The sequence below is a fragment of the Brevibacterium linens genome, assembly GCF_003999335.1.
Classification (GTDB): domain Bacteria; phylum Actinomycetota; class Actinomycetes; order Actinomycetales; family Brevibacteriaceae; genus Brevibacterium; species Brevibacterium linens.
Genome location: NZ_CP026734.1, coordinates 1,917,733 through 1,931,486, shown reverse-complemented (window position 1 = coordinate 1,931,486; position 13,754 = coordinate 1,917,733). Strand labels below are relative to the sequence as shown.

General features: G+C 65.6%; 12 protein-coding genes. 7 read left to right on the top strand and 5 right to left on the bottom strand.

Annotation, left to right across the window (positions count from 1 at the left end; all coding sequences use genetic code 11):
* The 5 genes from CXR29_RS08805 (at position 1) to CXR29_RS08785 (ending at position 4,945) form a co-directional block, all read left to right on the top strand.
* Entirely contained in the window at positions 1 to 747 is a 747-nt protein-coding gene (locus CXR29_RS08805; RefSeq protein WP_025778344.1) for a DUF5058 family protein, read from the top strand.
* A 9-nt stretch (positions 748 to 756) separates the two neighbouring features.
* The gene (locus CXR29_RS08800) at positions 757 to 1,494 is read left to right on the top strand and encodes a hypothetical protein (RefSeq protein ID WP_101555213.1); all 738 of its coding nucleotides are present in this window, start codon (positions 757 to 759) and stop codon (positions 1,492 to 1,494) included.
* A 94-nt stretch (positions 1,495 to 1,588) separates the two neighbouring features.
* The gene (locus CXR29_RS08795) at positions 1,589 to 2,830 is read left to right on the top strand and encodes an amidohydrolase (RefSeq protein WP_127364340.1); all 1,242 of its coding nucleotides are present in this window, start codon (positions 1,589 to 1,591) and stop codon (positions 2,828 to 2,830) included.
* On the top strand, positions 2,827 to 4,260 hold the full coding sequence (locus CXR29_RS08790; protein ID WP_025778341.1) for an amidase: 1,434 nt from the start codon (positions 2,827 to 2,829) through the stop codon (positions 4,258 to 4,260). The genes CXR29_RS08795 and CXR29_RS08790 overlap by 4 nt, the downstream gene beginning before the upstream one ends.
* A gap of 169 nt (positions 4,261 to 4,429) precedes the next feature.
* The gene (locus CXR29_RS08785) at positions 4,430 to 4,945 is read left to right on the top strand and encodes a ferritin (RefSeq protein ID WP_025778340.1); all 516 of its coding nucleotides are present in this window, start codon (positions 4,430 to 4,432) and stop codon (positions 4,943 to 4,945) included.
* Positions 4,946 to 5,094: 149 nt separating this feature from the next.
* Here the strand turns inward: CXR29_RS08785 and CXR29_RS08780 are convergent, their stop codons facing one another.
* Entirely contained in the window at positions 5,095 to 6,027 is a 933-nt protein-coding gene (locus CXR29_RS08780; protein ID WP_025778339.1) for an AEC family transporter, read from the bottom strand.
* Between the two features lie 82 nt (positions 6,028 to 6,109).
* On the opposite strand from CXR29_RS08780, the gene CXR29_RS08775 reads away from it, so the two are divergent.
* On the top strand, positions 6,110 to 6,580 hold the full coding sequence (locus CXR29_RS08775; protein ID WP_025778338.1) for an Hsp20/alpha crystallin family protein: 471 nt from the start codon (positions 6,110 to 6,112) through the stop codon (positions 6,578 to 6,580).
* Positions 6,581 to 6,631: 51 nt separating this feature from the next.
* On the opposite strand, the gene CXR29_RS08770 is transcribed toward CXR29_RS08775, so the two are convergent.
* On the bottom strand, positions 6,632 to 7,366 hold the full coding sequence (locus CXR29_RS08770; RefSeq protein ID WP_025778337.1) for a class I SAM-dependent methyltransferase: 735 nt from the start codon (positions 7,364 to 7,366) through the stop codon (positions 6,632 to 6,634).
* Positions 7,367 to 7,495: 129 nt separating this feature from the next.
* On the opposite strand from CXR29_RS08770, the gene CXR29_RS08765 reads away from it, so the two are divergent.
* Positions 7,496 to 8,755: an aspartate aminotransferase type Ic gene (locus tag CXR29_RS08765; protein ID WP_101555216.1), complete on the top strand. Its 1,260-nt coding sequence runs from the start codon at positions 7,496 to 7,498 to the stop codon at positions 8,753 to 8,755.
* An 86-nt stretch (positions 8,756 to 8,841) separates the two neighbouring features.
* On the opposite strand, the gene CXR29_RS08760 is transcribed toward CXR29_RS08765, so the two are convergent.
* Genes CXR29_RS08760 through CXR29_RS08750 form a run of 3 tightly spaced genes read right to left on the bottom strand, consistent with a single transcriptional unit; the run spans position 8,842 to position 13,648 of the window.
* Positions 8,842 to 9,696, bottom strand: coding sequence for a 3-hydroxybutyryl-CoA dehydrogenase (locus tag CXR29_RS08760; protein ID WP_101555217.1), 855 nt, complete (start codon positions 9,694 to 9,696; stop codon positions 8,842 to 8,844).
* A gap of 51 nt (positions 9,697 to 9,747) precedes the next feature.
* On the bottom strand, positions 9,748 to 10,254 hold the full coding sequence (locus tag CXR29_RS08755) for a peptide deformylase (RefSeq protein ID WP_101555218.1): 507 nt from the start codon (positions 10,252 to 10,254) through the stop codon (positions 9,748 to 9,750).
* A complete protein-coding gene (locus CXR29_RS08750) occupies positions 10,247 to 13,648 on the bottom strand; it encodes a pyruvate carboxylase (protein ID WP_127364339.1) in 3,402 nt (1,133 codons plus the stop codon). Before CXR29_RS08750 ends, CXR29_RS08755 begins: the two co-directional genes overlap by 8 nt.
* Positions 13,649 to 13,754: the final 106 nt, after the last annotated feature.

The window sequence follows — 13,754 nt, the reverse complement described above, 5'->3', positions numbered from 1 at the left end:
ATGACAGTGGCCAGCGGTTCGGCCGACTACATCGGCCTCGCAAATGCACCGATTCTCTGGATACTCGCGTTGGCGGTGATGGCTGTCGTCGTCGTCCAATCGCTCATCTACATGACCGCCGTGAAGAAGAACGCCGAGTCGGCGGGAATGAGCCAACAGGAGGTCAGGTCGGCCTTCCGCGCCGGTGGTGTCGCCGCAATCGGACCGTCACTGTCGGTGGTCCTCGTCGCCATCGCCCTGCTGCCGCTCTTCGGCACTCCCCCGGTCATCGTCAGGGTCGGGCTCATCGGCTCCGCCGCCACCGAGGTGGCCTCTGCGTCGCTGGCTGCAGGCACCATGGGCGCCAACCTCGGTGATGAGACCTTCACCCGCGGGGTCTTCATCGTGGCTCTCATGGCGATGAGCCTCTCGGGAGCCGGCTGGATGATCTCCACTCTCATCCTCACCCCGATCTTCAAGCGCAGCTCCCACAAACTCGAGAAGGTCAATCCGGCGCTCATGTCGATCATCCCGGGCGCGGCACTGCTCGCGGCCTTCGCGGCCCTGACCTTCCGTGAGCTGCCGAAATCGCCGGCGCACGTCATCGCCGTCATCGTCTCGGCAGTCGTGATGAGCATCTGCCTGCTGCTGGCCAAGACACTCAAACAGAACTGGCTGAAGGAATGGGGACTGGGATTCTCCCTGCTCATCGGCCTCGTCGCCGCGTATTTCGCCCACTATGCCGGTCTCGGACTGCCCGAAGCCTGAGGAGAGAACATGTCATCGATCATCACATCACCCTCGCACGCGGCGTTCGAGCGCACCACCAGCCGGTGGGGCTCGATCACGCTGTTCATCGGATTCCTCATCGCCACCTCGGTGCCGTTCTATCTGATCTTCGTCGCAGACGCGAACATCGACTTCGGTGAGATCCTCACGGGGTTCCTCGCCGTGTTCGCCGTCTACGGCGTCTTCTACATCGTCGAACCTCTCACCTACTTCCCGATCCTCGGACCCGCCGGAATGTACCAGGCCTTCATGATCGGCAACGTCTCGAACAAGCTGCTGCCCTCGGCCATCGTCGCTCAGGACGCGATCGGGGCGAAGCCCGGCACCCGCAAGGGCGAATATGCGGCGACGATGGCCATCTGCGGGGCGGCGATCATCCACGTCACCTCGATGGTCATCTTCGTCGGCATCCTCGGCACGTGGCTCGTCACCCTCATCCCCGAGTCGGCCACCCTCGTCGCGAAGCTCTACATCCTCCCGGCCATCCTCGGCGGTGTCACCGTCCAGCTCATCGCGTCCCTCAAGCAGCTCAAGTCGACGCTCATCGCCCTCGGTATGGCGGCTCTGGTCATCCTCGTCCTCGTCCGACTGGTTCCCGTGCTCGCGCCCGGCGACGTCGCGATCGTCGTGTTCCTGACCATCCTCATCACCTGGTTCACCCGCAACAAATCGGTCACGGACAAGAGGTCGGGCGGCGACGGCACCGATACCGTCGGCATCAACTGACGACACCATGCCCCTGTCGCTCAGTCTCCGAGACTGACCCCCGCATTCGAGAATTCCTGCCAAGATGGCACCACACCACTGCCGAAAGGACATCATGTCGCTCAAGCCCGCTCTCCGCGCGTCGATCAGCGCCGATCTCGACCAGACGATTGCCGACTACAAACACTTCCACCGCACTCCCGAGCTGTCGATGCAGGAGACGAACACCGCCGCCGAGATCGCCTCCCGCCTCCACGCCCTCGGACTGACCACCCGCACCTTCGGCGGAACCGGCGTCGTCGCCGTGATCGACAACGGCGACGGGCCCGTCATCGGCTACCGCGCCGACATCGACGGCCTGCCGATCAGCGAGGACACCGGACTCGACTACGCCTCCGCCGCAGAGGGCACTCTGCCCGACGGGGAGACCACGAAGGTCATGCACGGCTGCGGCCACGACACGCACATCACCGTCGGGCTCTACCTCGCCAAGCACCTCGTCACGCACAGGGATCTGTGGTCGGGGACCGTCGTCATGATCTTCCAACCCGGTGAGGAGACCGGCCAAGGTGCGCGCGCAATGCTCGACGACGGACTGTGGGATCACATCGTGCGTCCCGAGGTCATCTTCGGCCAGCACGTGTGGCCCGGAGCAGCGGGGCACCTCTACGTCAGCAGCGGCACCGCCATGGCGATGTCCGACTGCCTGCGTGTGACCGTCAAGGGCAAACAGGCGCACGGATCCCAACCGGAGAATGCGATCGACCCGATCGTCCTCGGCGCCTATATGATCACCCGGCTCCAGTCGGTCGTGTCCCGTGAGATCTCCGGCCGCGACATGTCCGTCGTCACCGTCGGCACCTTCCACGGCGGGCTCAAGGAGAACATCATCCCGGACTCCGCCGAGTTCAAACTCAATATCCGCACCTTCACCGAGGAGGTCCGCGCAGTCGTCCTCGACCGGGTCCGCCGCATCATTCTCGCCGAGGCGCAGGCTTCCGGCGCCCCGGAACCGGAGATCGAGGAGATGTATCGGTTCCCGCGCTGCTTCAACGACCCCGACGAAACCGAGTCGTTCCTCACTCACGTCGGAGCCGAGCTCGGTGCCGAGCAGGTCCACCTGACCGAGCCTGCCACCGGCAGCGAGGATGTCGGAGCGTTCGGAGATGACATCGGTGTGCCGTACGTCTACTGGTTCTTCGGCGGCTACTCCCCCGCGAAGTTCGCCGACGGGCAGACTCCGCCCGGGAACCACTCCCCGTATTTCGCCCCCGACGATGTTGAGACCACGCTCGAGACCGGCATCAGAGCCGCCCTTTCTGCAGTGCTGAGCAAGGTCGGAAAGGACCGCGCATGAGTGAGGAGATGCTGTGGTGGTCGACCCGTGAACTGGCCGCCCGGATCGCCGCCAAAGAGGTCTCCGCCCGTGAAGCACTGCAGGTCCACCTCGACCGCATCGACGCAGTCAACCCCGTCCTCAATGCCGTCGTCACCCGTGACGACGAGGCCGCGTTCGCCCAGGCCGAGGCGGCGGACTCAGCGACCGCTCGCGGTGAGAGCTTCGGGCCCCTGCACGGGGTGCCGATGACGCACAAGGACACTCACGACACTGCGGGAATGCGCACGACTTGGGGATCGCCGCTCATGGCCGATCGGGTTCCCGAATCGGATGCGCTCATCATCGCCCGACTCAAAGCCGCCGGGATCACGACGACGGGCAAGACGAATGTCCCCGAGTTCGCCGCCGGTTCGCACACCTTCAACGAGGTGTTCGGCACGACGGTGAACCCCTACGACCGAACGAAATCGGCATCGGGGTCCTCCGGCGGAGTGGGGGCGGTGCTCGCGGCCGGGATCCAAGCCTCCGGGGACGGATCGGACATGGGCGGATCACTGCGTTCGCCCGCATCGTTCAACAACGTCGTCGGGCTGCGACCGAGCAACGGCCGCATCCCGCACACTGCCCCGGGCAACCCCTATGCGTGGCTTGGGCAGAGCGGGTTCATGGCACGCACGGTCTCGGATGTCGCACTGCTGATGTCGGTGGCCTCAGGGCCGCACCCCTCGGCGCCGGCATCGATCCTGGAATCGGGCAGAGTCTTCGACCTCCCGGAATTCGCTCGTGCCGCCGACCACTCCCCCGACCTCACCGGTCTTCGGGTCGGATTCAGCCCCGACCTGGACGGACTGCTGCCTGTCGAGGCCGAGGTGAAGGACATCGTCGCCTCCACGGCTCAGGTGTTCAGCGGTCTCGGCGCGCAGGTGGACGCGGAGATTCCGAATCTCACGGACGCCGATGAGGTATTCAATGTGCGCCGTGCCCTCGACTTCGTCGGGTCCTGGGGCGGGCTGTATGAAGCGCACCCGGAGCACATCAAGGAATCGGTCAGGTGGAATATCCGCATGGGCCTCGATCTCACCGGCGCCGAGGTGGTTGCGGCCGAATCCGCACGCACCCGCCTCCACGGTGAGATCGACCGATACTTCGCCGGACACGATGTCCTCGTGCTCACTACCTGCCAGGTCCTGCCGTTCGATGCCGACATCGAATATCCGACGCAGATCAACGGTGTGCAGTTGGAGAACTACCTCGATTGGATGCGGGCCCTGTGCCTGATCTCGGCGACCGGGTGCCCCGCGATCTCGGTGCCGGCAGGATTCTCGGCCTCCGGCCTGCCGGTGGGTGTGCAGATCGTGGCGAAACCGGGCGCTGACGTCGAACTGCTCCGAGTCGCTCATGCCTTCGAATCGGCGACCGGTCACCACCGTCGGCGGCCGGAGCTCTGAGCGGAACGTCGCGCCGGAGTCGGCGCAGCGCGGGACGGACGGGGACAGGTATGGCAAACCTGGGCAGAGTTTGCCGAGCCTTTCCACACTGGAACGGTTCTAGAAAAGGTGTCAGGATATTCTCTAAGCAGGCGGAATGGATCCGCCTCGAACAGCAAAGGAGTAACAGATGCACCTGAGCCCCGCTATGCAGAAGGTCCTCAACGAGCAGGTCACCCTCGAACTCGAAGCCTCGTTGGTCTACCTCCAGCTCTCCATCCAGCTCGACGATCAGGATCTGCCCGGAATGACGCGCTGGATGCGCGCCCAGTCCGAAGAAGAGCAGGTGCACGCCGCGAAGTTCACCCAGCACTGCCTCGACCGCGGATTCGCCCCTCAGATCGGTGATATCGCCGCTCCGAAGGTCTCCGGCTCGCAGCCGATCGACTTCTTCAAGGCCGCTCTGGCGCACGAGGAGAAGGTCTCGGAATCCATCCGCAATCTCTACCGCACCGCCCAGGACGAAGCCGACCTCGACGTGCTGCCGCTGCTCCACTGGTTCATCGACGAGCAGGTCGAGGAGGAGTCGAGCATCTCGGAGATCATCGGTCGCCTCGAGCGTGTCGGCACCGACGGTGCCGGTGTCCTGCGCATCGATTCCGAACTCGGCTCACGCCACCCCGATATCACCGCCGACGGCGAGTGATATCTGCAGACCGACCACTTGAGGCTCAGCGCTCATCTCGAGTCGCGTGAGTCGAGGGTGGACTCGAATCGAGTACTCAGCGGCCGATCCCAGTGCGGGGTCGGCCGCTGTGCTGTCGGCCCCTGTGACGTCGGCACCGGACTCCGTACTCAGCCGAGCACCGACTGGCCGATGAGGAGTACGACCGGCAGAGTGACGAGCATGATGACGGTCTGTCCGGCGATGAGTGCGGCCATGAGCTTCGCGTCTCCCCCGAGCTGCCTCGCCATGACGTAGCCCGAGCTCGCCGTCGCAATCGACTGGAAGACCAATCCGACCAGTGCAGGCACCGTCGGGACGCCGAAGAGGGCCAGGGCTGCCAGCGACAGGCCCGGCAGCAGAAGCAGCTTGATCGCCGTGGAGGCGATGATGGCCCGGGTATGGGAGCGCAGCGAGAATGTCTGCAAGCCGGCACCGACGCACAGCAGACCGATGGGCAGCGAGGCCGACGCCAGGGGATCGAGAACCGTGGACGCCACGTCGGGCAGGCCCAGCCCGCTGACGTTGGCAGCTGCTCCGGCGACGCAGCCGAGCACGAGAGGATTCGTCACGATCGCCCTCAGCAGCGCGAACAGCGAGCTCGGCCCGGTGCGGAGGAACTCGAAACCGAGACTCGAGACGACGTTGACCGTGGGGACGAGGATCGCTGCGACGATCGCGGCAACGGCGCTGCCCTCGGAGCCGAACAGGCTGCCCGCCAAGGACAGCCCGATATAGGTGTTGAAGCGGATGCCTCCCTGCAGAACAGAGGTGAAGGCGGGAAGATCACGAGCGATGACCCGACGGGTCACAATGATGCCCACGGAGACGACCGCGGTGGGAACGACGAGCGCCGCCGCCAACCGCACGAGCGGGACATGGGCCACATCCACCTCGGCGACGGAGGTGAAGAGCAGCACCGGAAGCAGACAGTAGTACGCGAGCTTCTCCGCGCCCGACCAGAACTCGGGACTCCGAAAACCCGGCAGTCTCTTCAGCACCAGGCCGAAGGCGATGAGCACCGTGACGGGAAGGAGGGCGAGGAGTATGGGAACCAGGCTCACAGACTGAGAATTTCATGAGTTCGGAATCAATTCAAAGTTGAGTGTGTTTGACTCAATGTAGGACCCGAACGAAAGGAAGCACATGGCTACACGTTTCGACCCCATCCGCGACCTCGACCGATTCTTCTCCGAGGTCACCCGCACCCCGAATGCCACCACTCTGCCGATGGACCTCTACCGTGACGGCGAAGTCTTCATCGCCCGCATCGACATGCCCGGAGTCGATCCGAGCAGCATCGACGTCGACGTCGAAGACCGCACGCTCACGGTCCGCGCCCGCCGCGAATCCGAGGTCGCCGACAAGGACGTGAAGTGGCTGACCAGGGAACGCACCAACGGCACCTACGCCCGCCAGCTCACGCTCGGCAACCGGGTGGCCCTGGATCGCATCCGCGCCGACTACAGCGACGGCGTCCTCACACTGACGATCCCCGTCGCCGAGGAGGCCCGTCCGCGGAAGATCTCCGTTTCGCACGCTTCCGGACAGACCGCCCCCGAAGTGGTCGAATCGTCCTCGGCGGACGAACCCCGCTCCCCCGGCGCCGGCAGCTGACTCCGTGAGCGCGGGCCCCACCCGAACGCGGGTGGGGCCCGCTTCGTGCATTCAGCGGCGCTGAAGGAGGTAGGCCAGACACATGTACGGCAGCTCCGCCCTGTCCGGGATCGGATGTTCGACACGGAGATATTCGCGCAGATTCGATTCGACTCTGTTCCGGGTCTTCTCGTCCGAGCGCAGCCAATAGGAGCGTGTGCGAGCGAGGTCGACGATTCCATCGACGGAGACCTCCGTTGCGAATTCGACGAGTCTGTTCTCGTTGAGAGTCAGACCGCTGCCGGGCTGAGGCCGGTACTGGGGCCGGTACACGTCTCCTGCGTGCATGATCCGGCTCAGGCGCAGCACCCAGTCGACACGGACATCGAGCTGGTTGATGAGGATGAGCAGTCGGCCTCCCGGACGGAGGATGCGGGCCACCTCGGCGGCGGCTCTCGACTCGTCGAACCAATGCCAGGCCTGTGCGACCGTGACGAGGTCGAAGCTCTCGGCTTCCAGGCCCGTGGCCTCGGCCGTGCCGACCATGGTGGGCGCAGGATTGCGCTCGAGCGCGGCCGTGTCGGGATCGACGGCGATGAGATCGGTGCCGAGGGCAAGCAGCCGACGGCTGAGGATCCCGGTGCCCGCACCGAGGTCGCAGACCTGCAGATCGGACCAACTCCGGTCCCAGCCGGTCAGCGCCAGATCCAGAGCCGTCTGCGGATAGCCGGGGCGCACCTCGTCATAGACTCCGGCCTGAGCACCGAAACGGCGCCCGTGTGCGGCCTGCGCGCGTGGTCGCACCATCTGCCCCTGCCTTTCACCGAACTTATGTCGGTCGTCCTGGCGACCGCTGCAGACCACTCTAGCGTCGTTGTCAGCCAGCGAGTCGATAGGATGGAGTCAACGGCCCGTTCCCAGCCCTGAGGAGTCAGCATGTCCGCACCGTCCGATCTCCAGTCCCGACTGGATGAGGCCTCCGCTGCCTATGAGGAATTCGCCTCACGCGGCCTCGACCTCGACATCACCCGCGGCAAGCCCGCACCCGAGCAGCTCGACCTCGCCGCCGATCTGCTCACCGCGGTCAGCGGTGACGACGTGTTCACCCCAGGTGGTGTCGACGCTCGCAACTACGGTGGGCTCGACGGGCTCATCGAACTGCGTGAGATCTTCGCCCCGCTGCTCAAGGTGCCGGCGAATCAGCTGCTGGCCGGAGGCAATGCGTCGCTGACCTTCATGGCCCAGGCCCTGACCTTCGCGCTCATGCACGGCACAGCAGTCGACGACCGCCCGTGGGGTCGGGGACCGCACAAACTGCTGTGCCCCGTGCCCGGCTACGACCGTCATTTCACCCTGGCCGAATCCCTCGGATTCGAGCTTCTGACCATCCCGATGGACAACGAGGGACCGGTCATCTCCGAGGCGCAGCGTCTGGCCGAGGACCCGGCGGTCAAAGGCATGTGGTTGGTGCCGATGTATTCCAATCCGACCGGAATCACCATTACCGAGGCGCGGGCACGGGAGCTCGCGGCCATGCCGACCGCGGCGGACGATTTCGCTCTGCTGTGGGACAACGCCTATGGGGTGCACCATCTGCGTGAGGACCATCCGGACAATCTCGACATCCTCTCTCTGTGCGCCGAGGCAGGCAATCCCGAACGAGCATGGATCTTCGCTTCGACATCGAAGATCACGCATGCCGGTGCCGGTGTGTCGTTCTTCGCAGGCGGCCCGGCCACGGTCGACTGGATGCGAGCGAACCTCGGGAAGGTCGCGATCGGCCCCGACAAGATCAACCAGCTGCGCCATGTCCGGTTCTTCTCCGAACCCGCCGGGGTCGAAGAGCATATGCGCAGGCATGCCGAAATCGTCGCCCCGAAGTTCGACGCCGTACTTGCGGCGCTGGAAGACGGCCTCGGATCAGATGAACTGGCACAGTGGACCTCACCGGACGGGGGCTACTTCATCACTCTGACGACGATGGAGGGCATCGCGGATCGAGTGGTCAAACTCGCCGGGGAGGCGGGTGTGAAACTGACGCCGGCCGGAGCCACTCACCCGTACGGACTCGACCCGCACAACAACACCATCCGCATCGCCCCGACGATGCCGACACTCGATGAGGTCGAACTCGCGGCCCAGGGTCTCGTAGCATGCGTGCGACTGGCCAGCTATGAGAAGCTGCTGGCCGGCTGAAAGACCTACGCTGCCTGCAGACTTAAAACAGGTCCGCCCCGAACCGAATGGTTCGGGGCGGACCTGTCTGGTCCATGGTCGCCGGCTCAGTAGTCGTAGAAGCCGCGTCCGGACTTCACACCGAGCAGACCGGCATCGACCATACGCGACAGCAGGATCGGCGGTTTCGCGGCCGGATCACCGGTCTCCTCATACATGCTCTGGGCAGCGTAGAGGCAGGTGTCGAGACCGACGAGGTCGGCGAGCTTGATCGGGCCCATCGGGTGGGCACAGCCGCCGACCATGCCTGCGTCGATGTCCTCCTTCGTCGCGAACCCGGATTCGAGCATCCTCACCGCGCTGAGCAGGTATGGGATGAGCAGGGCATTGACGATGAACCCGGGGCGGTCATCAGCCTGGATCGGGTTCTTCCCGAGCACCTCGGCGACGAACGAGGTCACGGTGTCACGGACGTCGTCGGCGGTGAGGACCGAGGAGACGATCTCCACCAGCGGCTGCACGGGTGCCGGGTTGAAGAAGTGGACGCCGAGTACGCGTTCGGGACGCGAGGTCGACTGCGCGAAGCGGATGATCGGCATCGACGAGGTGTTCGACGCGAGAATGGCCTCCGGGTCGGTGACGACCTGGTCGAGTTCGGCGAAGATCGACTTCTTGATGTCTTCGTTCTCGCTGGCTGCTTCGATGACAAGCTGACGGTCGGCGAGATCGCCGATGTCGGTGGTGAACCGCAGGCGGCCGAGGGTCTCGTCGCGGGCAGCGGCATCGAGCTTTCCCTTGTCCACGGCGCGGGCCAGGGACTTCTCGATGCGGGCCCGACCGGCGGCCGATGCCTCCTCGTTGATCTCACGGACGATGACGTCGAGACCGGACTTCGCCAGCACCTCGGCGATTCCGGCTCCCATGAGTCCGCTGCCGATGACGGCTGTGCGCTGAATGCTCAAGAACTTCTCCTTCTCAGGTCATTGTGGTCGATGGTGTGCGTATCGATGTGCTCAGGACATCCGCGCGAGGAACCAGTCGGCCGAGCGGATGGCCTTCATAGCTTCCCGCCGGCGCTCTCCGGGCAGAGTCTGGATGTAGACCTGCCCGTCGAGGTGACCCACCTCGTGCTGGAGCATCTGGGCGAAGACCTCCGTGCCCTCGATCTCGATCGGCTGATTCTGCGCATCCACCCCGCGCACCCGAGCGAACTCGTAGCGCGGGGTGGGGAAGAACAGTCCGGGCACGGACAGGCAGCCTTCTTCGATGTCACGCAGCTGCCCGCCGAGCTCGACGATCTCCGGGTTGATGACATAGCCGGTGCGACCGTCGAGGTCGTAGCCGAAAGCCCGCAGGCCGACCCCGATCTGCGGGGCGGCCACGGCCGCACGGCCCTCGGGCCGTGCGGTGTCGACGAGGTCGGCGGCCAGGGCTTCGACGTGATCGTCGAAGACGGTCACCGTCTCACACCTGCTGCGCAGCACGGGGTCGCCCCATAGCCGGATCTCGCGTTCAGGCATCGATTACCACGACGAGGTCTCCGCCTTCGAGCTGCTGGACATCAGCGATGGCCACGCGGGAGACGGTTCCGGCCGTCTGCGTGGTGATCGTCGCTTCCATCTTCATGGCTTCGATCGTGGCAATGGTGTCTCCGACAGCGACCGTGTCACCCTCGTGGACCTGCATGGTCACGACGCCGGCGAACGGGCTGCCGACATGACCGCGGTTGTTCGGGTCGGCCTTCTCCGCCGTCTTGACTTCGCTTTCGACGGACCGGTCGCGCACCTGCAGCGGACGCAGCTGTCCGTTGAGGGTGAACATGACCGAACGCATTCCGCGTTCGTCGGTTCCGCCGATGGCCTGGACGCCGATGAGCAGGTTCTTGCCCTTCGCCAGTTCGACGGCGTGTTCTTCGCCGCCGGTGAGGCCGTAGAGGTATTCGGAGGTCTCGACGACGGACAGGTCCCCGTAGTTCGAGCGCATCGTCCGGAATTCCTTCGTCGGTCCGGGGAACAGCAGCTCGTTGAGCTTGTCCTTCCGCTCCCGGCCCGGTGACTGCAGGGCTTGGGCATCCGCGGGTTCGAGGTGTTCGACGAGCGGCTTGGCGGAGCGGCCGGCGAGAGCCTTCGTGCGGAACGGCTCGGGCCATCCGCCCGGAGGGTCACCGAGGTCGCCGCTGAGGAAGCCGATCACCGAATCCGGGATATCGAACTTGTCCGGGTTCTCAGCGAATTCCTCCGGTGAGACGCCGGCACCGACGAGATGGAGCGCCAGATCGCCGACGACCTTCGACGACGGGGTGACCTTGACGAGGTGGCCGAGGATAGAATCGGCGGCCGCGTACATGTGTTCGATGTCTTCGAACCGCTCCCCCAGCCCGAGGGCCACGGCCTGCTGCCGCAGGTTCGACAGCTGACCGCCGGGGATCTCGTGGCGGTAGACGCGACCGGTCGGTCCGGCGAGACCGGATTCGAAGGGTGCGTAGAGTTTGCGCACCGACTCCCAGTAGGGCTCGAGATCGCTGACGGCGTCGAGACTGATGCCTGTGTCGCGGTCGGTGTTCTCGAACGCGGCGACGAGGGCGGAGAGACTCGGCTGGCTGGTCGTTCCGGCCATGGCCGCCGAAGCGGCATCGACGGCATCGGCCCCGGCAGCGGCCGCAGCATAGAGGGTGGCCAGCTGGCCACCGGCGGTGTCGTGGGTGTGGACGTGGACGGGCAGATCGAAGTTCTCCCGCAGAGCCGTCACCAGCTTGGCCGTGGCAGCAGGGCGCAGCAGACCGGCCATGTCCTTGATGGCGAGAACATGGGCTCCGGCCTCGACGATCTGCTCGGCGAGGCGCAGGTAGTAGTCGAGCGTGTAGAGCTCTTCGGTCGGGTCGAGGATGTCCGAGGTGTAGCACAGAGCCACCTCGGCCAGCGCCGAGTTCGTTCCGCGCACGGCTTCGATCGCCGGGCGCATCTGCTCGACGTCGTTGAGCGCATCGAAGATGCGGAAGATGTCGATGCCCGTGCGAGCGGCCTCGTCGACGAAGGCGTCGGTGACCTCGGTCGGGTACGGGGTGTAGCCGACGGTGTTGCGGCCGCGCAGCAGCATCTGCAGATTGATGTTGGGCACCGCGGCGCGCAGAGCCTCGAGGCGTTCCCAGGGATCCTCACCGAGGAAGCGCAGAGCCACATCATAGGTGGCACCGCCCCAGGCCTCGATGCTCAGCAGCTCGGGCGTCATCCGGGACACGTGTGAGGCCACGGCCAGCAGATCGCGGGTGCGCACGCGGGTGGCGAGCAGTGACTGGTGAGCGTCACGGAACGTCGTATCGGTGACGCCCAGCGCGGTCTGCTCGCGCAGGGCACGCGCGAAGCCCTCCGGACCGAGCTCGGCGAGGCGGTCGCGGCTGCCGGGGGCGGGAGCCTGCGAGAGGTCGATGTTCGGGAGCTTGTCGCCCGGGCGGATGCGCAGCCCCGGTTCGCCATGGGGCCGATTGACGGTGACGTCGGCGAGGTAGTCGAGCAGCTTCGACCCGCGGTCGGCGCTCACGCGTGCGTCGAAGAGCTGCGGGCGCTCTTCGATGAAGGACGTGGAGAGGTCGCCGGCGACGAATGCGGGATCGTCGAGAACGGCCTGCAGGAAGCCGATGTTCGACGACACCCCGCGGATGCGGAACTCCGCCAGCGCCCGCTTGGCCCGGCCGACGGCCTGAGCGAAGTCCCGGCCGCGGCAGGAGAGCTTCACGAGCATCGAGTCGAAATGGGGGCTGACGGCGGCACCGGCGTGGACGGTTCCACCGTCGAGGCGCACGCCGGCACCGCCGGCCGAGCGGTAGGCAGTGATCGTTCCGGTGTCGGGACGGAACGAGTTGGCAGGATCCTCGGTGGTGATGCGGCACTGGAGGGCGGCACCCTTGATGCGCATCTCGTCCTGTCGCAGGCCGATCTCTTCGAGGCCGGCTCCGGCGGCGATGCGAATCTGAGATGCGACGATGTCGACATCGGTGATCTCTTCGGTCACGGTGTGTTCGACCTGAACGCGCGGGTTCATCTCGATGAACACATGCTTGCCTGCGCGCGGTCCGTCGGTCTCGAGGAGGAACTCCACGGTGCCGGCGTTCTGATAGCCCAGCGCCTTTGCGAACTTCAGGGCATCGGCGTGCAGGGCGGCCGCGATCTCGGGGTCGAGGTTCGGCGCCGGAGCGATCTCGACGACCTTCTGGTGGCGGCGCTGCACGGAGCAGTCGCGTTCGAAGAGGTGGATGGCGTTCGAATCGTTGTCGGCCAGCACCTGGACCTCGATGTGTCGGGGGCGCTGCACGGCCTGCTCGATGAAGACCGTGGGGTCGCCGAAGGCGCCTTCGGCCTCGCGCATGGCGGCCTTCAACGCATCCTCGAGCTCGGTCGCCTGAGCCACGCGACGCATTCCGCGGCCGCCGCCGCCTGCGACGGCCTTGACGAAGAGCGGGTATTCCATCGATTCGGCATCGGCCAGCAGCTGCGCGATATCGGCCGAGGGTCGTGTCGAGTCGAGCACCGGAATGCCCGCATTGCGTGCGGCCGCCAGCGCCTGGACCTTGTTTCCCGCCAGTTCGAGCACATCGGCCTTGGGCCCGATGAAGGTGATGCCCGCGTCAGCGCAGGCACGTGCCAGATCGGGGTTCTCGGAGAGGAATCCGTACCCGGGGTAGATGGCGTCGGCGCCGCTCTCCTTCGCCACCCTCAGCATCTCTTCGACACTGAGGTACGCGCGGACGGGGTGGCCCTCCTCGCCGATCATGTAGGCTTCGTCGGCCTTCATCCGGTGTTCGGAGTTGCGATCCTCATACGGGAAGACTGCGACGGTGGAGGCTCCGAGCTCATAGGCGGCACGGAAAGCGCGGACGGCGATCTCTCCGCGGTTGGCCACGAGGACTTTGGAGAACATAGGTGTCTCTCACTTCTGTATCGGCCGCACTGGGCGACTGGTCGACAAGCTGTCGGAAACACACTCTACAAGTGACCTGGAACACCCCTGCGCCCGGGGGTCGACT

Excerpts from the sequence above, each read along its gene's own strand:
- CXR29_RS08805 (WP_025778344.1), top strand. The coding sequence starts at position 1 with ATGACAGTGGCCAGCGGTTCGGCCGACTACATCGGCCTCGCAAATGCA.
- CXR29_RS08800 (WP_101555213.1), top strand. The coding sequence starts at position 757 with ATGTCATCGATCATCACATCACCCTCGCACGCGGCGTTCGAGCGCACC.
- CXR29_RS08795 (WP_127364340.1), top strand. The coding sequence starts at position 1,589 with ATGTCGCTCAAGCCCGCTCTCCGCGCGTCGATCAGCGCCGATCTCGAC.
- CXR29_RS08790 (WP_025778341.1), top strand. The coding sequence starts at position 2,827 with ATGAGTGAGGAGATGCTGTGGTGGTCGACCCGTGAACTGGCCGCCCGG.
- CXR29_RS08785 (WP_025778340.1), top strand. The coding sequence starts at position 4,430 with ATGCACCTGAGCCCCGCTATGCAGAAGGTCCTCAACGAGCAGGTCACC.
- CXR29_RS08775 (WP_025778338.1), top strand. The coding sequence starts at position 6,110 with ATGGCTACACGTTTCGACCCCATCCGCGACCTCGACCGATTCTTCTCC.
- CXR29_RS08770 (WP_025778337.1), bottom strand. The coding sequence starts at position 7,366 with ATGGTGCGACCACGCGCGCAGGCCGCACACGGGCGCCGTTTCGGTGCT.
- CXR29_RS08765 (WP_101555216.1), top strand. The coding sequence starts at position 7,496 with ATGTCCGCACCGTCCGATCTCCAGTCCCGACTGGATGAGGCCTCCGCT.
- CXR29_RS08755 (WP_101555218.1), bottom strand. The coding sequence starts at position 10,254 with ATGCCTGAACGCGAGATCCGGCTATGGGGCGACCCCGTGCTGCGCAGC.
- CXR29_RS08750 (WP_127364339.1), bottom strand. The coding sequence starts at position 13,648 with ATGTTCTCCAAAGTCCTCGTGGCCAACCGCGGAGAGATCGCCGTCCGC.